Below are 20,334 nucleotides of genomic sequence, written 5' to 3'. Positions count from 1 at the left end.
GGTTGCAAGGGGGACCATGAAGAGTTATTTCGTTTTAAGCCCCGGTCAGCTTCCATTCCTTCGCCTCCTCCTGCGACCGCCAGAGAGTATTGTACAGCCCGTCTTGCTTGATTAGCTCGTCATGGACGCCCGCCTGGACGATCTCTCCCTCGTTAAAGACAAGGATATTGTCTGCCGTGCGGATGGTGCGAAGATGATGAGCAATGACAAGAACTGTCCGGTTTTGAGCAAGATTGCTGATGGCCCGCTGGATTTTCGCTTCGTTGACGGGGTCAACATTGCTGGTGATCTCGTCCAGAATAACAATGGGCGCGTTCTTCAGAAACGCCCGGGCAATGGAAACCCGCTGCTTCTGGCCGCCCGAAAGGCCGACGCCGTTTTCCCCCACGGGTGTGTCATACCCCTGAGGCAAGCTTACAATAAAGTCGTGGATCATGGCCTTTTGTGCGGCCGCAATGACATCCTTTCTTGTGGCGTTGCGGTTCCCGACCTTAATATTTCCTTCTATCGTGTCGGCAAAGAGCATGACGTTCTGCATCACGATGCTGATATTTCCGAGCAGCTCGTCGTAGTCCATTTCCCGAATGTCAACGCCGCCGACGCGGATCGAACCCCTTTGCGGCTCCCAGAAGCGCAAAAGAAGATTTGTCACGGTGGTCTTGCCGGAGCCGGAAGGCCCGACGAGGGCGGTAAGCGTTCCCTCCTTCAGCCGGAAGCTCGCGTTTTTCAGCTCAAACTCTCCCTTTGCATAGAAAAAGCCGACATTTTCAAATCCAATATCAAAGCTCTTGGGTTGCTTTGGATTTTGGGGGACTTCTATGATTGGGGCGTCAAGCAAGGTTTGGGTACGCCGGTAGCTGTCCGTCACCTTGATGTAATTCAGATAATGCCCCTCCATGCCCGCAAAGGGCTTGTAAAACTCGCGGCTGATGATGACAAAGATCAGATAATCAAAGACGGATAATTCCGCTCCTAAAAGGAGGTAGGCGCCAACCGTTGCCAGTACGGCAAAGCAGAGCTCCACGAACAGGGAATATCTGCCTAAGATCACCGCGAAGGATTTTGATATCTTCTTACTGCTCTCCCCAAACCGCTCGGTGCTTTGCCTCAATCTAGTTTGAAATCTCGAACTTTCAGAGAAAGCTTTAAGAAGCGGGATGCCCTTCACATACTCCACAAACAGGCTGACCATATCGGCCAGGTCATCCTGCGATTCTTTCTGCAGAGCCTGGCCCGATTTTAGGCCGTATACCAGCAACAGAAGCGCTATGGGAAGAAGGGAAACCATCGCCAGGCCCATCCGCCAGTCCACGATAAAAAGCCCGATGCCGAGGATGACCGCCACAACAAAGTCGCTGATCATGCGCGACCACATATGCGCCACAATGGTCATCAGATTGGTAACGTCCTTCTGAATGATTGTGCTGATTTCACCCACGCGCTCCTTTGTATAGAACCCGAGGGAAAAGCATTTCAGCCGCAGAAGAATGCTCTTTTGTGTTGATTCACCAATATCAAAACCGGCAAAATGCTTAGCCAGGTCTGCCGCCGCATTGCATACGGCTTTGAATACCACCAGGCCGATTAGCCCCAGCCAATAGTGAGAGAGGGTCATTTCCTGTCCCGCTATTATTTTTTCTATCATGTCCAGGAGCAGCAGCATCATGGCTGTTCCGGATAGCGCATACAGCGTAAAAAGTACAATTGAAAGGGTCAGCAGAAACTTGCCTTGCGACGTCATGCTCTGAAATATTTTTTTAATCATGCGGATACCTCCTTGATCTGCCAGGTATCAACTTTTGTTTGCTGTTCTACCATTTCGGAGTAGAGCGGGCAGGAGGCAAGAAGCTCCCCGTGCCGGCCGGAACCTACAACACGGCCTTCGTCCATAACCACGATCTGATCGGCGTTGGTGATCGTATTCAAATGATGGGCAATCATAATCAGCGTTTTGTTTTCCCCCAGATTGCCGATGGCTTTCTGAATCTGCCGCTCGTTGCTCGGGTCGATGGCGGCGGTCGCTTCGTCCAGAATAATGATGGGCGCGTTTTTGAGCATCATTCTAGCAATGGAAATGCGCTGTTTTTCTCCGCCGGAAAATTTAACGCCCGCTTCGCCCGCCAGAGTATCGTATCCCCGCGGAAGGCCCATGACAAAATCATGAATCTGCGCTTTTTGGGCCGCTTCAACAATTTCATCCTGTGTTGCGTCCGGTTTCCCGATGCGGATGTTTTCCTCAATGGACAGATTAAATAGGAAAACCTCCTGCTGTACGATGGATACAAGAGCGGAAAGCGCCCTCTCGCTCATATCCGTGAGGCTTTGACCTCCGATGGAGATCTTGCCGCTGTCCGGCAGCCAAAAGCCCATCATAAGGCTCGCCAGCGTGCTTTTCCCTGAACCGGACGCTCCTACGATTGCGGTCACGGAGTTCTTTTGCAAACGCAGGTTAATATTGGACAGGATTTTCTTCTCCATCGTATAGCTAAAGCATACGTCGTCAAACACAATATCCCCGGCATTTGACAAGGAACTGCTGCCCCACGCCGGCGGCTCTTCGCCCATTACGGAAAAAATGCTGTTCATGGCATTATTGAATACGATCCGGCTATGGTGATAAATTTGCAGCTTGGCAAAGGAAGCGGTAAAAATTCCGCCGAGAATCAGTGCCAGTACAAAGCCTTGCGTGCTGATCCGGCCATCCGAGAGGAGGAGAGAACCGACGACGGCCATTACCACGAAGCCCCCCTCAAGGATCATGTCGATAAATCTCATCGGCACGGTCAAGTTGAGCGTGAAATTTTTAACCCAGCGGTTATAATCATGGATGCTGCCGAGAATATTCCGCGTCTTTTGCTCTTCACGGGAGAATGCCTTGATGACAGAAATTGCAGATATATATTCCAGCAAATCCTCCGATAGTTTTTTTGTGCTCTCCCAGTAATGGGCAAAAGAGCCTGAAAAAATTTTTGTCGCCTTACCGCTGAACAAAAACATCAGCGGAACGGTGCAGACGAGAGCAAGCCCCAGTCTCCAATCAATCAGCAATATAACGATAAAAATCACAGCGGGCACCAAAGTCGCCGACACGATCTCGGGAAGAGCGTGGGCCAGATAAACTTCTACCTCTTCCACATCATGATTGATTATGTTGGCCAGATCGCCGGTTTTTCGCTTCTGAAAGAACCCCAGCGGCAGCGTCTTCAGATGCTTGATGATATCGACGCGAATCTCGGTTAATGACTTGTAAGCCGCGTCATGAGCCTTCCAGATCGACAGCCCATAGGACAGTGCCTTCAGCGCGAGGCATCCGGCTATTCCGATGCCGCACAGCAGAATATTTTTTTTTGTTAATGCGCCGTCCAGCATAAGTCCGACCATGTAAACCACAATGATGATTGGTATTGTTCCCAATATCACATTCATAGTAACCAAAATATTGGATGACATGTTTTTGTTTTTAATTTTTTTGATATAAGCCATTTTATTCTGTTTCATGCCTTTCTCCTTTCTTTTAGCAATCTTAATATCGAATCACTATTCAATATTATTCGATTTTTTAACCCGTCAGCAAGTGACAAACTAACGGGTTTATTTATTGCGTAGAGCAATCAAAGCGAGTTGCTGCCAAAAAAATGCTGTCTGGAAATAAGATCAAGCATTTCCTCAGCCCACTCACGGCTTTTGTAATGGCGAGCGATTTCAAGCACACTCTCGGTAAAATTGCCGGCCAGAATATGAGCAAGCAGGTCATCATATTCTTTATCACTTCTTTTTTTAAGGCCTATCTTTATATGTTCTTCGATAAGCTGAATCATGTTTTCTTTGGCATCACTGTGATTTGTACCAGCGCTTTTATCCATAAGGACAATCAATTCACGGCGCCTGTCAAGCAAGCCTAAGAAAAACTCTCTTTCGATACTGACAAACTTATCAAAAGCTTGGCCGGGTGCTTCCACGGCCTGCTTTAGCATATCCGGAAACTGTAGCAAAACTGACTGTATGATTTCGTTAAAAAGCACCTCCTTATTTTTGAAATAGGAATAAGTGAGGCTGGTGGACACACCCGCTTTTTGCGCGATTTCTTTCATAGTAGTGCTTTTAAAGTCCTTTTGAAAAAATACATCAAGCGCTGCTTCATAAATGCGTTCCCTTATTTCATCCTTTAGTACCTGTGCCATTGCCTCACCCCCTTTTGCAATATCGAATACTCGTTCAGTATATAGCGGGACTAAGGCTTTGTCAAGTTGGGTTCATGTAACTTACCCGGTTTGATAATACCATAGCTTCCTCTTTTATATAAAGACGTATTTGCGTTCGATAATGGTTTCCTGATTTTCTTTATTCCATATCTATCTGTGAGAGTTGCTTTATTTGATCACACCTGCCATAGATAACTGCAGTAACTTGAACCTTAATATTTTCTTCGTCAATCCAAAATACGTCTTATCCTCCATCAATTATAGCCCTCGTCTTAATTCAGAAAATACCTCAGAAGCAGGACGGGAACAGTCTGCTTTTGCCTCATTAAATCCTTTTTGCATGATTGCGTCAAATGTCGCGACGTCCATTTCATCAAGCATCACCGGAGTGGCAGGGATTGAGAGAGAGAACGGAATACTTTTCGTCATGATGATTTGCTTGTAAAGCATATTAATTACAACGGAAGCCGGAACCCCCAGCTTTGCCATGATTGATTCTGCTTTTTCTTTTATATCCGGCTCGACACGCGCGAGAACATTTGCTGTTTTAATAGCCACAATGATTTCACCTTTCATTTTTCTTTTCTATACTATGTTCTATTGTATAACTTTTAGCAATACACAATTCGAATTTCTTCAATTTACTCTTTAGCACAAAATAGGCGCTATCCCTTGCGGGACAACGCCTATCTCTTGTTTTTCCGTACCGGTTTGGGGTATAGTTCAATAAGTTTCCCTATTAAACAGTGCCTTTACCGGAGGCCTTATTATTTTTCGTGCGTTTCAATTCCTTATAGGTAGTCTAAAAACTTCGCATACAGCCAATCGCCTGGTGTCGGTGCCTACGTTTCAATTCCTTATAGGTAGTCTAAAAACGGACCGGGGCAATACCGTTAAGTGTCTTGAACTTCCAAGGTTTCAATTCCTTATAGGTAGTCTAAAAACTCAAAGTTGATGCCCGGGGGCTTTGGGGCCGAGCAGAAAGTTTCAATTCCTTATAGGTAGTCTAAAAACCGACCTATAACTTTTGGAGCATCCCGCTGCCAAACGACGGTTTCAATTCCTTATAGGTAGTCTAAAAACAACCGTGAACGTCAGTACAACAGGTGGTATGCTGGGCGAGTTTCAATTCCTTATAGGTAGTCTAAAAACAGCCAGTCATCCAATGGAAATTATCCAAAAGGCGTGTTTCAATTCCTTATAGGTAGTCTAAAAACACAGTTCCTGAAACTTCCCATGTACTTCCATCGTCCGGGTTTCAATTCCTTATAGGTAGTCTAAAAACTACCGCCTCGGTGCGCGGTACCGAGGTGGTCATTACCCGTTTCAATTCCTTATAGGTAGTCTAAAAACGTGCGGTGTATTACATCTTAAGGCCTCGGGAAAAGAGTTTCAATTCCTCATAGGTAGTCTAAAAACGGGCAAGGCCTCCAACATGTTTGCCGAAAGGCGTCTCCAGTTTCAATTCCTCATAGGTAGTCTAAAAACCGGCATTGAAACGGGTTTTACAGCAGGACGGAGGTGGTTTCAATTCCTCATAGGTAGTCTAAAAACCCGGTGATCACGTGTTTACGTTAAACGGTGTGCAATAGTTTCAATTCCTCATAGGTAGTCTAAAAACTATCCCAAACTATTTGACCGCTCTCACCGTACCCGCGTTTCAATTCCTCATAGGTAGTCTAAAAACTAAAACCAAAACAGCCGCATCGGAACTCTGAACCTGAGTTTCAATTCCTCATAGGTAGTCTAAAAACGATAGAGAAAATAGTATTTGGTATTGGCAAAATTTGTTTCAATTCCTCATAGGTAGTCTAAAAACGGAACAACAATAGCTTACGCTGTACCGATAGCTCTGGGGTTTCAATTCCTCATAGGTAGTCTAAAAACTTTCGGTATCTACCCGAGCAGTTGTTTTTGCCGCGGTTTCAATTCCTCATAGGTAGTCTAAAAACTCAAACACTACCTCACCCGGGTTGGAGTAGCGGTTGAGTTTCAATTCCTCATAGGTAGTCTAAAAACCCACCTCCGTTGTATCGCATTGTGGTTGAATCATACAGGTTTCAATTCCTCATAGGTAGTCTAAAAACGAGTTTTTTCAAGACCCCGCTGCTCTTTTAAACAGTGTTTCAATTCCTCATAGGTAGTCTAAAAACGTGGTGAATCCGGCCAGCGCCGCCGCCCGGCAGACATGTTTCAATTCCTCATAGGTAGTCTAAAAACGCAATATACGGAGTTAGTTTCAAAGACAGGAAAAGTGCGTTTCAATTCCTCATAGGTAGTCTAAAAACAAAATATTGCTCCGACAAATGCCGCTATACTGCGAGGTTTCAATTCCTCATAGGTAGTCTAAAAACTTTTTGTTCGGTGTAGACGGGTTAAGGCTTGATTTAGTTTCAATTCCTCATAGGTAGTCTAAAAACTTTAGTTGTTGGGTGAATATAATGGTTGAACTACGCATGTTTCAATTCCTCATAGGTAGTCTAAAAACCATATTCCCCAGAGCCCAATAGCATCACGGGCCATAGTTTCAATTCCTCATAGGTAGTCTAAAAACCCGTCGCGTTTACCTAAAAATAAGGCTTCCTAAACTAGAAGCTTATTGAAAGCCACTGTGACAATATTCTCGAAAACCTTATACTATAAGCTTTTTTCAATTACAGAATGTCGTCGACCCCCCGGTGTTTGTGCGCTATCGGAGATCGACGACAAAAATTCTCCTACTCTATTTCTTTGTTCTAGATTATATTTTCATCTCCTCCTTTTTCCAAACCCATAATCTCCCGGGAAGAATATTTCGTTGTACGCAAGGAGTAAAAGATGACCGAGTCTTGGTCCTTGTGAATAATTCGTTCCAACTCCATTTTTAACTTTTTTAGATTAGCGTCTGAAATCTCACCTTCCAGCACGGAATTCTGAACCCAATTCAGATACTGTCGGCATTTTTTCAGAACCTTGACCACTCTCTTTTGCCCAACATCATAAACCACAATGACAAACAGGGTAATTTCACCAACCTTTAATTATATTCTACCACCCGGCCACAAAAGCCTGATATTCTTTTTCCCCCATCAAATGTTTTTCTATCTTGTACAGTTCCAGCCGAATTAACCTGCGGTAAGAAACCGGACGCCCAATATCCCTGTGTTTAATGGTAGTTTTTAATTTTTCGTCCAGGTTCTCTACAAAGCATTTTCTAGCCTTCTCTTTCATCATGATCCCTTCTGTAACCCGATCAAAACTCTTTTTGGTAATCATCTTTTTCCCAAGCAGCGAAAATATTAGCCTGTCCACTATTATCGGTTTAAATATTTCAGCTAAGTCAAGGTTCAGGGTAAAGCGGCGAAAATTGGTGGAGTGCAGATAACCGATGCGGGGGTCCAGATGTGTCTTGTATATTTCACTGAGGCAAATGGTATACATCAAGGAATTCCCAAAACTAATCAGTGTGTTTAAATAATTTTTAGGCGGGCGCCTGGTGCGTTCTTGGAAGATAAAGTCGGGATTGCCCACTATTTCATCGAACGCATGATAATAATGGTCGCGGATATTCCCCTCCAAAGCCATCAGCGTTGGTATGTCCTTGCATTCATCTATGGGCGCAATTAAATTCTCAACAGCGTTTATTTGACGCGCCACATCCTTTTCCCGGCCATGGTAGTATTTCAACACTTGGCGAATGTTCCTGGCCGCGCCACGCACAAACTCCTTTGCGATGTTTAGACGCCTTTCCTCGTCCAGATAGTGCTCAGCTTGCCTCAATGTCATAAATCCGGAATTCAAATGTTCGCGCGGGTAAAATGAACCCATGTAATAGCCGTGATAATTAAAAAAATGCAGCATAATCTCTTTTACAGATAAGAATTCCAACAGCCTCTTATTAACGGTAACCTCTCCGAAAATCATAATTTCCCCGGTGTCTTCCACCGGGATGAAACGCCGGCCTTCTTCTGTTTCAAAAAACAGGGTATTATCCTTGCGCGAAAGTTCGCCACTGGAAAATATATATAAAGTTTTCTTCATTAATTAACACTTCCCAATAGATTCAATTGACTGTTCCCTATAAAGCAATCAAATACCCGACTGCCCGCTCACGACCAGCAGAATTCCGCATAAGCACACCTTCTGCAAAAACTTATCTTTTTAGGCTCCGGTGGGGCGGGAAGGTAAAGAATACGTAAGATTTCCCGGCATACCTTGTCCAACTCCCGTTCAGTCTGCTCGTTCAGCACTACTTCCTCTTTACGCTTTTCTTTGGGAAAACGCAATTCTCCCCGGGCCTCTATACCACGTTGCCTTAACTCGCTTAAATAAAAAGCTAACTGCATACGAGCACTGCTTTTAAACTTGGAGCTCTTCTTGACCTCTCCGATAACCAAGCCCTCATCCGTGACCCGAAAAACATCCATTTTACTTTGGCCAACCGCCAGTTCTTTACGCTCACGCGGATATGTATAATCCTGAATGAACCGTCCCAGAGACACATTTGCATCATCCTGGTCGGCGGTAATCTGATGGCCAATTAACCAGACTTCCCTGGGGCAGATGTAGTAATACCACACCAGGGTGCCGCTAACATTGATTTCCCTGGCATTCACACAAAGAAACCTCCTATGCTAATTGTGTCCATATAAAGATGATGTCTCCTCAACTCATTTAATGCTTTCACCTGTAACCACCCGGCAGTTAAGCATTTTTGCCGTAATGTATACAATGGCGCCGACCCTGTAAAGGTAGGGTTCTATACGAAACCCGACAGCCGGCATGTTTAAGCCCAATTCAAGCCAAGTGTTACAAATTAAACACCTACTTGTTATTGGCTAAAAAATATTTTCATAGTTAGAAGTATCAAAACCAAGGTTTTTATCATAGTAACTTTTAAGCTGAAATTTACTAACATAGCAAAAGTTATTAATATCAGGAGGCAGAAACATCCCTTCGTTAACAGTAACAGAGATTACATATTGATAAAAATCCTTTTTAATTGTTTCAAACCTTCCCTGCCGTTGATAAAAATCTTTACAGTGCTGAACGATATCTTCATATTCCAACCATACTTCTTCCGCCTCCCGATCCAATTCTACAAAAATATTAACCCGATTACCTCGCTGTTTAATTAGTCTAAAATCGTTCACCCCTGCATCTGGATTATCTCCGGAGTTAAATCTTAGATTTTGCAAAGCCTCCAACAAATGAAAAGATTCACTGGCCCTACTCATATCCTTGGCCTGTTGGAAATATAAATCTATTAAACCTAAAAGTTCACTTTCAGAGATCATACCTTTACCCTTTAATATCCTTTTGGTTATATCAAGGGAAGTATTGTTGTATATCAGACCGGCATATGATCTTTTCTTGTTTTCCCGAACAAGGTAAATTATATTTACAACCCCGCGACGTTCACCCTGGCCATTTCGGTTACAGCGTCCGGCAGCCTGGTTTATTGAATCCATAGGGGCAAAGTCCCTATAAACTACGTCGAAATCTATATCCACACCCGCCTCCACCAACTGAGTACTGACGGCAAAACGATATTTCTTATCCTTAATATCTTTTATTCTAAGGCTTCTATCCTTCATCACCACACCTGTGGATAGAAACGCCACCGGCTCATCCACCATCTCCACTAAAAGTTTATAAAACTCTTTAGCCGATGCGATGGTATTAAATATAAATAAAAAGCTTTTTCCTTCCCGCTCCTGCAATTCATCTTTAATTGAATCCGCAAATTCGCTCACGGTTCTGGGGAATAAATTTACTTTCATTGCGATTCTATCCATGTTCCCAAAATATCGCTCAGCATTAACAAGTTCGAAGGGGTTCATATCACCCGTAAATATCTTGGGCTGAGTTGCGGTAACCAAAATAATATCCACATTCATATTGTTGATCATGTATTCCAAAACATGCTGTGCCAATTGCCAGTAGGAAACCGGCAAAGCCTGAATTTCATCAAGAACGATAATGGAATGGGCCAGATTATGAAAACGTCTCAAACAACTATTTCGCCATCCAATTAAAGTCTCAAACAACTGGACAAAAGTAGTAACAACCACTTCCGAAGCCCATCCTTCAATTAGCAGCTTTGAAGCGTTGGGTGAATATGTTATTTCATCTTCATCCCTTCCCATTGTGTAAACGGGATCAGCTAAATGGTGATGTTTTAAAAGAATATTATGCCCGGTAAATCCTTGTAATTTCATGATATCGAATAGAACATCATAATTCTGATCAATAACGCTTAAAAATGGTAAAGCATAAATAATTCTGGGAGGAATGCCCCTATCCTTAAGCCTTTTATCCCTTAACCTGAAGGCAAAATTATATGCAGCCAATGTTTTCCCCATACCCGTGGGCAGGGTGATCTTAAATAAATTACCGTGATCCGCCAGGGATAAATTATCAGATATTTCTTCATAGGCCATGTTCCTAAAATCATTAAGCCCGATACTGTCCCATTGCTTTTGCTTATGCCTCTTATATTCATCTACCAAATTCACGGATATCCCAACACTGTTTCTGTGGTATTCCCTTATCCCCACCTGGCTCTTATCAGCATCCAATAAAAGAGAGTAGATATATAGGAATTTAAAATAATTATCAAGGCTATACTCAACCTGTGGCTCATTTTTATCTCTAAGAAAAGACTGATTTTTATCTTCGTTTAGCAACCACCATAAACTAATTTGATCTAGCTCCCCTTCCATATCTTTAATCCAATTTTCCAATTTTTCGCAAGTAAAGGGTAGTATCTCGGATAAGCCGGGGGGCAACTGTATAGCGAGAGGTTCCCAAGTTTCTTCCAGCATTGAAAAGTCAATAGATCTAGCCTGTTTTAAAAGTAAGTCTCGGTCCTGTTCACTAAAAGTAAGGAACTCATCTTCAATACTGTGCAAGTTACCATGATGCCTTTTAATAGCCACGTAAACAAACAGGCCTAGTCTCTGTGCATCTTGGTAACCCTCAAAATAATGTTTGGCCAACCTATAACCCACTACGGCAGATAGAAGTGAATGTCTGGCCAGAGGACCACTTTTCTGTTTATACGGATTCTCAATGTATTTTTGAAAATATAGCGTAGCCTTTCCAAAATCATGGGCAAAAGACAAAATTTTTAAAATATCATTCAAAACACTGGCATCCCAGAGTTTCACTTCACAACCGGCACTAAGCATTTGCGTCCATCTACCGACTCCAAGCAGATGAGTACTTAATTCTTGGTCAGGATGGCTTAAAAGTGTGGCAGACAGTTCAAACCCTCCCTATCTCATGAGATCTATTGAAAAAATAGAAAATGTCCCCGGTCTGTAAAGCCGGGGGCAAAAATTACAGCAAATTAATATTTAAACCATGGCTTTCCCAGAATCCATTTATTTTCAGTTTGATATGGTTTCCCATGGTTTCCGTCAACATCTCACTGTATTGGGTAACCTCTCTGTTTGAATCCATTTTAATTGGCATATTCTCTTTCAAGTATCTGCTGCCCGGAGAAATGTCAATACCACCTTGCAAAACGTCGTCCATTGATACTGCCGTAACAATATCAATAAAACTACTATCATTTTCCCGCCAATTAAAATCCCGCGCATCAACAAAGGAAAAATCAGCCAACAACTCGCTTAACCCGAGACTAACCGTATAAACACACTTATGTCTGCTAACGTTATACTTCAATTGATTTAGCAATTCTTCATTATCCATGGACACATAAATACGATAAGCCGCATCCTTTAGAAATTCATATTTTATCTGCGTTCTGGCCCCTTCAGTTCTGTGTTTGGGCACCCAGTAATCGTTTTTGGTGTTAATTAAATTCATACCCATGCGGAATTTCTTAACCGGCTTTATTAACTGTATGCCTACTTTGGTCCCAGCCTCGTTCAGTGTTTCTAAATATAGGTTATTTTCATTGGATAGACCGAGTATAGCACCGAGTACCCCCATCAGCGTAACCGGGGGTATTATGGAAAAAGTTAAAGGGGATGTTGTTGTATAGTATTTCCTAAAGTGAGCATAGTCCCCGTATAGATCAAAGATGAGCAGCTTCTTTTTCATTAACATCACCCTAGTAAACTAATTCCCGGATGTTCAAACCATACTCAGACAACATTTTTTTCAACTCTTGTTTAGGCCTTACCCGTTTATCCATGGCATATTCAACATAATCAATCTTATCTTTATTCTCAGCAAGTATTCTAATTAATTTTTCGAAATCTAGAAACCCTTCCTCAATATCCCTTATTCCCTCATCATTCAAATCGGATTGAAAAGCCACTAATTTATCCAACTCTCCGATATGATAAAATTTCTCTTTATAGGCCACCCTGACTAACAATCTGGGCTGCTGGCCCGCCTTGGACCGGGAAATGAGATTTTTAGTTCCGTTCCAGAGAGCATCCATTAAATTGTTTACATCGTCATCGGTTAGTTCCGTATGCTCAGCGGCACAATCGTTAACAACACCATAAAAACATATTAGGGAATAAGGCAGCAAATACTCTTCTCTAAAAGTCTTTTTCGTTCTTTCACTACCGGACGCAAATGCGCCGGTCCCTTTGATAAATTGCAATTTAACTCTGTGTAAAGATTGTCCCATTTTAAACTGCACCGGCCCGGTAAGGGTAACGGAACTCTTTTCTTTACCGCTCTTCTCAATGGGGATGGTAGCACCGAACAACCGGACATCAATGCAGCTTGATAGTATATTTCGCCTGATGGTTTCCCGCATTTCTTTAAGACTTAACTTGGACTTATCCTTTTTATCCGCTAGAAAATCCTCCGCCCTCATTTTGGCATCCTGTAAGTGATCATCATCATCGGTAATATCCCTGATAAAAATTTCCTCACCTTTCAAGTCATGAAAGTAATCTCGAACAGTTCTTTTTAACCGCACATCAGTTACAATATTCCTGCCTGTTTCCTCATCTATTCTGGGCTTATTGGCATCGAGAGGATCCCCGTTGGGATTTGAAAATGTACAGTCGTAAATAAATAAAACCTCCGAGCGATTGCTAATCGACATCAACATCAGCCTCCTCTTCTTCTTTCACTTCCTCCTGACCGTACAGAATTACGTTGATCTCTTTATATAAGTTCATCCCACAAACAAAATAGTAGTTTAGTTCATCAACTGGTAAACGCCAGTTCAGAGGTGATTCCAAAAAATATTGTGATATTACTTCAGTTAATTGGTTTTTTTTGTGGTCTAATCTTTTGTATTCAAGAAGTTTATTTATTACCTTGGGCAGTAATCCTTTAATATTTCTTTCGTCCATTTTAAGTCCCATTAACTGTGATAAAAATGGTTGTGAGTGTCTGGTCGTATATTGAATATTTAACAGCATCTTAGTCAGGGAACCCAACAAAAAAATACCCCTTTTTTCCCGGCTGTCCAATTGTGCCTCATATTTTTTAAAAACAGGATCAAAGATTGTCTCCGCCATAGTTACCTCCTTTGGTGTAAGCATACTCAAATTTACAAAAAACATAACGGTTTGAATAGCATTACCAACTTTAAAGAGAACACCTTCCTGGTTATTAAAATCGCGCCTGATTTCCCGCATAAAATGGGTTGCCAAAAAAGGCATAGATATTGGCAAGCCTTTAAAAGTCTTATCAATTGTCTCAAGAAAATATTTATCCAAATCGTTATCGCGCTTACCTTCGTCGGATTTAGCAAAAAAATTGCGAACTTTTCCCAGATGAAAAGGGTCATTCACAAATACAGCATCCACTTTACCCTTGGCCGCAAACAGTGCCCGAAGACGTGAAGGCAGCACATCTTCCACCAGCAAAAGAATCCTCTCGGCACTGTTACTTTTCTTACTGAAAAGAAAATTATACATTAAGTTATCTTCTTCCCGGGCCAGTAGATGTAGTATGCTATCTTCCGTTTTAACTAGTTTCCGGCCGGTTTCAGTCTTTATTTTGATGTTTTTGTCCATACGATTGCCGGTTATTATTTTTAATATTATGTCTGAAGGTTTACCGGAAAGAAATTTGGGAATAAGGGTATAGGACAAACCATAAAATGAAAATTTTAATTTCCGTTCCGTAATTCTTTTCCCTTCATCAAGCGCCCTTGAACATTCCTGGCATACCGGATAATTACGCCAACTTTTCTCCTGAATAAAGTGCCCGCTTATCATACCGGGCTTATCAATAGTATAAAACTTATAAGCGGGAGCACCGGCTGATACCTTGATTTTTCTTTGGCCGCAGAGAGAGCACAACTTATCCGAAGCGGATATGCTATCCTCCTTTGCAGACACCAACTGCATAAAAGCTTTTCTAAAAACAGCAACCTCCGATATATATTTGCCACCAATTTTTAATGTTAACCCGCAACTTTTACCAATGTCCTGTAATTTTTCTATGATTTCGGATTCAATTTTTGCTTGGTTTTTTTCAAGAGATGCTTTAATTATCTTAAGATGGCCTTGTTCTTCTGTGGAAAACATCAGTTTCCGCTTACTTACCGAATTAAACCACCCAATTATTTTAATAGGCAATGTCTTTTTAATATCGGTAATTATAGCTGTAGGGGAATAATTTGAACCCCTTGAACTACCCTGGCGGTATATATATCTTCCGGCACCCCCCGCATTCATATCTTCCACACTGACACAAATAAATTCACAAGGTTTATGTTCTTCCAGTTCAATTACCAGCATATAAGGATAGTTATCTGCGTTTATAACTTCGGTCAAAGCAGATAGACTATCTTTACCTGATTTATTTAGGGCAAACGTGCCAAGTTCCCGAACCGCTGTAATCACTTTTTCACCTCCAATCAAATTTTTATTTTAATTTGGTTTTGTCGGTTATACATAGATATTGCATATATCATAATTTTAAAGTAATAATTGTCAAGATAAAAATTTCATATTATTACCTGAACAAGGAATTGAAACATTTGTTTTTGTTGATAGTCTACTTATAAGGGTTAATAAAACTACAAAAGGGGTTATAATTTTGCTGATGTACGATGAGTTATCAAACGCCAATGGTGCACCGCCTGGACAGGGATTACCTCAACCTTCCAATCAAAGAACTTAGCCATTTACTTGAAAAACCGGAAATCCGGCAATGCTATGTAAACTTTTTAAACGAAGCCCCAAAAGCCGGGAGCATTGATTAGTAGACAATTGTTTATCGCGCACCCCCGCCTCAAGCAAGTTAAGCTCTCCCGGCTTTTGCCCTATCAATCTTCTCCACACATCCGTACCCCTGGCTTCCTTTGCCTCCCAGGCCGGCGTCCAGGGCCATTTGCAGCAGTTCCCTCGGCCCGCTCAGCTTTAGTCGACAGGTGCAGCCCTTCACAACGGTGCCCTTATACGTAGTTACGTGCAGACGGGGCCTGTCCAGCGGCTGTACCTTTATCTTCCCCTCCGGAGGACGGAGTTCATAGAAAGCCTCGTACTTTTTAACCAGGTTGGCTGTAATCAGCCTATCGAACTCCCTTTCTCCCGGCTGGTAGTAGCAGGTATATTTGCCCCCTTCGGGCCGCAACAGAGTGCTGTAAACAACCACCGGCGAAAGAGTACGCACAGCCAGAACCTCACCCTCCGCCTTTTGCTCATCAAAACGTACCTCTTCCACATAAAATAAAGATTGTCCCAGGCGGACGGTGCCTTTAGTCAGCAGATTATTGATCAGCGAAAGTAAAAACGCCCTATCCGGTGAAGAAATTACCAGAGATGTCCCTTCCGGAAAGGAAATGGTCCCTGCGGTTCGATCTAAGGAAAACCTCCCCAGCAACCGGGATAAGGCAAACATTTTAAAGTTGCGCTTGCCGCTTTTAAAACCATCGTCATGAAGACGAGCAGCCATGTCCTCCGGCAGCGCGGCATAAATAGCCGACTGGATAAGGTAATTGTAGTGAACCGGTATGGCCGGCGAGGACGGATCCATTCTAAACTTAATATATGCGTACAAAACAAGCCTCCTGTATGCTAAAATTTATATATTTCCATACTAGCCAGAAGTAAAGGCAACTATTGGTCATTGCAAAATAACAGGTTGGAGATTTTATCAAAATCATCCAAAGCAATTATATAAAGTGTCCGAATAAAAGCAAAAACACCAGGCCAATTATGTCCGCAGCCTGGTGATAATATTACTCATTTCTACATTTACATATATTTTCCTTCCACAAAAGACATTTTTTTATAATCTTCAAAAACTATTACCTGTTGCCATGGCACCTCAGCCTATCAAGCAGCCTAATTCAAGTCCCCCGGTTACAATATAGCTTACAGATAAGCAAAAATACAATGTACCTACCAAAAAGAAAAAAGGCCGTTTCCCCGGCCTCTTCCAAATACAACAGTTGGTTATACTGCTTATCTGCTAAATTTAATTTTTGACATTGTTTTAAATCATTTTATATGGTTTAAAAACATTATTCCAGAACAGCTTTTTTGAATTCTTCAATACCAATACGATCAATAAACCTCGCTGTCCTTTCTTTGGTTTTTGCATTGGCTTTATAAAAATCAAAACTTCTTTTTGCCAAATCAACAACTTGTTCACCGGTTAATCCTTCGGCTAGGACGTTACCTATTCTGGGCCTGCCACCGGAATTGCCACCGAACATCACAGTCCAGCCACTCTTCTTAGCAAAAGCGCCAAAATCCCTCACAAAACCTTCCGCGCAATTATTGGGACAGCCGGATATGCCGATTTTAGCCTTGGCCGGTAAATCCATGCCGACAAAAATTTTCTCCAATTCAGCTGCCAACCCAAGGGAATCCTGCTGACCAAACCTGCAAACGGCCGTCCCGGGACAAGCCTGTACATAGTGAACACACAATTCAACCGCAGGCCCCACATCCAAACCTAAGTCTTTCCATACTTCATCCACTATCTCCGGCTTCATGCCCACCAGAGCAAAGCGTTGGGCCGAGGTAATTTTTATGATGGGAATACTATATTTTTTAGCGGCTCCGGCAATATTTTCAAGAATTTCCGGGGTAACCAGTCCCATTGGTGTACGGGGCACTATAGCATATGTAGCTTTATCCCTTTGGATAAAAGCTCCTTTTGGATTATCCGACATAAAAGCCCTCCTTTAAAATGATAGATACATTTTCTATTTTTATCAGGCCAATTCCTCTTTTAAACATGCTGCCCTATCAGTCTATCAACAACTCTTACAATGATAAAAGCATTGGCCCTTCCCCTTTTGTCCAAGTTACCGCTAAACTTTTATGATGGTTTATCCTATCTAACTCTGTTAATTGAACAGGTATATATAATGGATTACAATCAACCTTTACATTACTAAACAAAGGATTACAGAACCCCAATAATAATTGTATATGGTAAGGGTCTAATACAATAGAGTTACTGGTCGACTGGCTTATGGCATCGGTTAATTGTCCGAAATCCCGTGCTAATTTTTGTATGGGGCAGTTAAACTCCGCCATCATGTAATTTTGATTACTACTTGTTTGGTTAATATCCGTTCGAGAAAGCAGCTCGCGCAATGGGTCCGGCAGTTCCAAACCGTATCCGGTTTTAACGATAAAAGCTCTATCAACGTCATTATGGTGGTTCTTAATAATGTTTTCCATTCTACATAGTAATTCGTTAATTTCCTTGTTTTGTTCTACCAACCAGAACCGGTCTTTTTTATCTGAAATAAGCTTAAGGTATACAGCAGTGATAATAGCATTCTCTTCCCTGTATCCGCCTAAAATATAGTAAAGCTGATAGTTGTCAAAATCTTTTATGGACATATCCCCGACTGTAACAACCCTTCCGTCCCCAAGCACCATTTCCAAACCGCATAAACAAGCGTCGGAGCATTTGAAATCCGGTTCACCTTGGGTAAAACATGCAACCACATTTTCACCAATGGTTTTTTTCCGGTGCAGACAGGCGGTCCCCGTAAAGGTAAAACCATTATCTTTAACAAATTCAATAATGGTACCCGTTTTCACTGCGGGCTGGACCGATAGGGTATGAGCGTCCCGGTTAAATATTACCTTGTCCATCCTTTCCAATGATAGTACGATACTTCTCCCGTAAACCGGCGGGCATGTGGGACCAATCGTATAATTGTCGGCTTGGACATGATAATTTTCTTTTGTGGCAACACGGATTACATCAACTATCTCCCGCGTTGAAGAAGGTTTAACCTGAAAGCTTTCCCCCGCCGTGACAACATTCTTTACACCCAGACAAGAAACCAGCTGTGCCATAACTAAATCTTTATTATCACCCATTAACCTCAAGCTCCCCCCCAACATATTTTGAATCTGTAACATTTACAGCTTCAATAAGTTTATTTACAATAGTTGGAGCATCACCGACAATGCCAAGATCGGCCACTTTAAACATCTGGGCCTCGGGGTCGTCGTTGATGGCAATGACAAATTCTGAAGTTATCATACCGGCCAGGTGCTGAATTTTACCGGATACACCGGCTGCAATATATACTTTAGGAGAAACCGTTTTCCCGGTAAGACCTATTTGACGGGCAAATGGCGCCCAGCCGGCCTCCACGGCATTCCTGGTAGCGCCCAAGCCGGCTCCCGTTAGCCCCGCTAATTTCTCCAGGAGTCTAAAATTCTCTTTACTTCTCATTCCAATACCACCTGTTATGACGATATCCGCATTCTCCAGGTTAATACCGTCTCCCCCGCTGCGTATAAAGGAAATTAATTTTTCCTGATATTTCTCACTGATAGTATAGTTTTTAAATAACAGTTTCCCCTGCCTGCCATTAACCGGCTTGACCGGTTTAATGGAGCGAGGCCGAACAGTGGCCATTTGCGGCTTTGTATGTGTGGTCTTGATGGTCGCCATGATGTTCCCGCCAATAGCCGGGCGGGTCTGCAGCAGCAACTGGTCCTTGGGGTCTATGCCAAGTCCCGTGCAGTCGGCGGTAAGACCTGTGTCCAAGCGGGCCGCCGCTATTGGCATAATGGTCCTGCCAAATGTTGTTGCAGGGGCAATGACAATATCAGGCTGTTCTTCTCGAACAATACTTACCAATAGACTGGCGGCAGGGGTAATAAGAAAATTGTCGGGTCTGCTGTTATTCAATACCAGCAGACGATCCGCACCCCATTCCATCAGCTCATTAAAATTCTCTTGATCTGTTCCTATCAGCACACAGGTTAGCGCAGTTTTTAGCTTGTCGGCAAGAATTCTTCCCCAAGTTAACATCTCAAAGGTTATATTATGAATCGTCCGGTGACGTACTTCCGCTAAGACCATCACATTTTTTCTAACTTCCATGATTATCACCCTTACTAATTAAACTGCGGTTCGTAAGCACTTCCATGATAGTGTTTACCGAACTGATTATGCCTTCTTCCGTGTTGGCGATGCGAAATTTGGTATTTCTTACGAGCCTGGGGCTAAATATTTTAACTACGCGCGTGGAAGATCCTTTAAGTCCTACCCTGCCGGGTTCAATATTGATATCATCCGGGCCCCAAATTGGGATAGGAACTTTTTTGGCCAGTAAATATCCCCTTATAGTGGGGAGAGGGGGCTTATTAATTTCTTTTATCACCGTCACCAGTGCCGGCAAGTTAACGGAAAGTTCCTCAATTCCCTCTTCCACCATCCTTTGTACATGGATCTTATTATCCAACACGGTAAGACTTTGCGCAAAGGTTATAACGGGAATATTCAACAAAGCCGCCGTCATGGGACCTGTTTGACCTGTTTCACCATCTGTAGCTTTTTCACCGGCCAGCAGCAAATCATAATTGCCTATTTGTTTAACAGCCGCCGCCAAAACATGGGCTGTCGCCACTGTGTCCGAGCCGCCAAAGGCTTTGTGTGACAGCAAAACACCCTCATCAACACCTCTGGCACAAGCTTCATTTAAAATCTTTTTAGCCGATGGCGGCCCCATAGTTAACGCAATAATTTTAGTGCCCGGTATTAATTTCTTTATTTTTACCGCCTCGGTGACGGCATGTTCATCAAGGGGATTGAGTACCGTATCACCCGCATCTCTGATTACGGTTCCCTTTTCGGGGTCCATACGGGTATTGGCTGTGCTGGGAACTTGTTTAATAAGAACAATTATTTTCATAATCACGCTCCTCCCATAATAGTTGAACTTTGCCGCATCCAGTAATTATAATTTATAATAATTTACCGTCGATAG

The 20,334-nt window shown here is 42.6% G+C and carries 16 protein-coding genes and 1 CRISPR repeat array; all 16 genes read right to left on the bottom strand.

What is annotated here, in order from left to right; translation table 11 throughout:
• Window positions 1-34: 34 nt before the first annotated feature.
• The 16 genes from ABDB91_RS02910 to ABDB91_RS02835 all read right to left on the bottom strand — a co-directional run bounded on the left by ABDB91_RS02910 (window position 35) and on the right by ABDB91_RS02835 (window position 20,259).
• Window positions 35-1,765 (bottom strand): ABC transporter ATP-binding protein, encoded by a 1,731-nt coding sequence (locus ABDB91_RS02910; protein WP_347490143.1) that lies wholly within the window; start codon window positions 1,763-1,765, stop codon window positions 35-37.
• A complete protein-coding gene (locus tag ABDB91_RS02905) occupies window positions 1,762-3,498 on the bottom strand; it encodes an ABC transporter ATP-binding protein (protein WP_347490142.1) in 1,737 nt (578 codons plus the stop codon). Before ABDB91_RS02905 ends, ABDB91_RS02910 begins: the two co-directional genes overlap by 4 nt.
• A 113-nt stretch (window positions 3,499-3,611) precedes the next feature.
• Window positions 3,612-4,181: a TetR/AcrR family transcriptional regulator gene (locus ABDB91_RS02900; protein ID WP_347490141.1), complete on the bottom strand. Its 570-nt coding sequence runs from the start codon at window positions 4,179-4,181 to the stop codon at window positions 3,612-3,614.
• 279 nt (window positions 4,182-4,460) lie between these two features.
• Window positions 4,461-4,760, bottom strand: coding sequence for a type II toxin-antitoxin system RelB/DinJ family antitoxin (locus ABDB91_RS02895; RefSeq protein WP_347490140.1), 300 nt, complete (start codon window positions 4,758-4,760; stop codon window positions 4,461-4,463).
• 222 nt (window positions 4,761-4,982) lie between these two features.
• A CRISPR array of direct repeats spans window positions 4,983-6,756; the repeat unit is 30 nt; unit sequence GTTTCAATTCCTCATAGGTAGTCTAAAAAC.
• A gap of 181 nt (window positions 6,757-6,937) precedes the next feature.
• Entirely contained in the window at window positions 6,938-7,201 is a 264-nt protein-coding gene (cas2, locus tag ABDB91_RS02890; RefSeq protein WP_347491514.1) for a CRISPR-associated endonuclease Cas2, read from the bottom strand.
• 28 nt (window positions 7,202-7,229) lie between these two features.
• A complete protein-coding gene (gene cas1b / locus ABDB91_RS02885; protein WP_347490139.1) occupies window positions 7,230-8,222 on the bottom strand; it encodes a type I-B CRISPR-associated endonuclease Cas1b in 993 nt (330 codons plus the stop codon).
• Window positions 8,223-8,290: 68 nt separating this feature from the next.
• Window positions 8,291-8,797, bottom strand: coding sequence for a CRISPR-associated protein Cas4 (gene cas4, locus ABDB91_RS02880; protein WP_347490138.1), 507 nt, complete (start codon window positions 8,795-8,797; stop codon window positions 8,291-8,293).
• 222 nt (window positions 8,798-9,019) lie between these two features.
• Window positions 9,020-11,401, bottom strand: coding sequence for a CRISPR-associated helicase Cas3' (gene cas3, locus ABDB91_RS02875; protein ID WP_347491512.1), 2,382 nt, complete (start codon window positions 11,399-11,401; stop codon window positions 9,020-9,022).
• 124 nt (window positions 11,402-11,525) lie between these two features.
• A complete protein-coding gene (cas5b, locus tag ABDB91_RS02870) occupies window positions 11,526-12,254 on the bottom strand; it encodes a type I-B CRISPR-associated protein Cas5b (RefSeq protein WP_347490137.1) in 729 nt (242 codons plus the stop codon).
• Between the two features lie 10 nt (window positions 12,255-12,264).
• Window positions 12,265-13,221, bottom strand: a complete 957-nt coding sequence (gene cas7b, locus ABDB91_RS02865; protein WP_347490136.1) for a type I-B CRISPR-associated protein Cas7/Csh2 — start codon at window positions 13,219-13,221, stop codon at window positions 12,265-12,267.
• Window positions 13,211-14,977: a TIGR02556 family CRISPR-associated protein gene (locus tag ABDB91_RS02860; RefSeq protein ID WP_347490135.1), complete on the bottom strand. Its 1,767-nt coding sequence runs from the start codon at window positions 14,975-14,977 to the stop codon at window positions 13,211-13,213. The genes cas7b and ABDB91_RS02860 overlap by 11 nt, the downstream gene beginning before the upstream one ends.
• A gap of 400 nt (window positions 14,978-15,377) precedes the next feature.
• Window positions 15,378-16,136, bottom strand: a complete 759-nt coding sequence (cas6, locus tag ABDB91_RS02855) for a CRISPR-associated endoribonuclease Cas6 (RefSeq protein WP_347490134.1) — start codon at window positions 16,134-16,136, stop codon at window positions 15,378-15,380.
• Between the two features lie 466 nt (window positions 16,137-16,602).
• Window positions 16,603-17,259, bottom strand: a complete 657-nt coding sequence (locus ABDB91_RS02850; RefSeq protein ID WP_347490133.1) for an NAD(P)/FAD-dependent oxidoreductase — start codon at window positions 17,257-17,259, stop codon at window positions 16,603-16,605.
• A gap of 94 nt (window positions 17,260-17,353) precedes the next feature.
• Window positions 17,354-18,430 (bottom strand): FAD-binding protein, encoded by a 1,077-nt coding sequence (locus tag ABDB91_RS02845; protein ID WP_347490132.1) that lies wholly within the window; start codon window positions 18,428-18,430, stop codon window positions 17,354-17,356.
• Window positions 18,423-19,448 (bottom strand): electron transfer flavoprotein subunit alpha/FixB family protein, encoded by a 1,026-nt coding sequence (locus tag ABDB91_RS02840; RefSeq protein ID WP_347490131.1) that lies wholly within the window; start codon window positions 19,446-19,448, stop codon window positions 18,423-18,425. The genes ABDB91_RS02845 and ABDB91_RS02840 overlap by 8 nt, the downstream gene beginning before the upstream one ends.
• Entirely contained in the window at window positions 19,438-20,259 is an 822-nt protein-coding gene (locus ABDB91_RS02835; protein WP_347490130.1) for an electron transfer flavoprotein subunit beta/FixA family protein, read from the bottom strand. Before ABDB91_RS02835 ends, ABDB91_RS02840 begins: the two co-directional genes overlap by 11 nt.
• Window positions 20,260-20,334: the final 75 nt, after the last annotated feature.

The sequence above is a fragment of the Desulfoscipio sp. XC116 genome (assembly GCF_039851975.1).
GTDB lineage: Bacteria > Bacillota > Desulfotomaculia > Desulfotomaculales > Desulfallaceae > Sporotomaculum.
The sequence above is the reverse complement of the archived record's forward strand: the minus strand, read 5'-3'. Positions and strand labels throughout refer to the sequence as shown.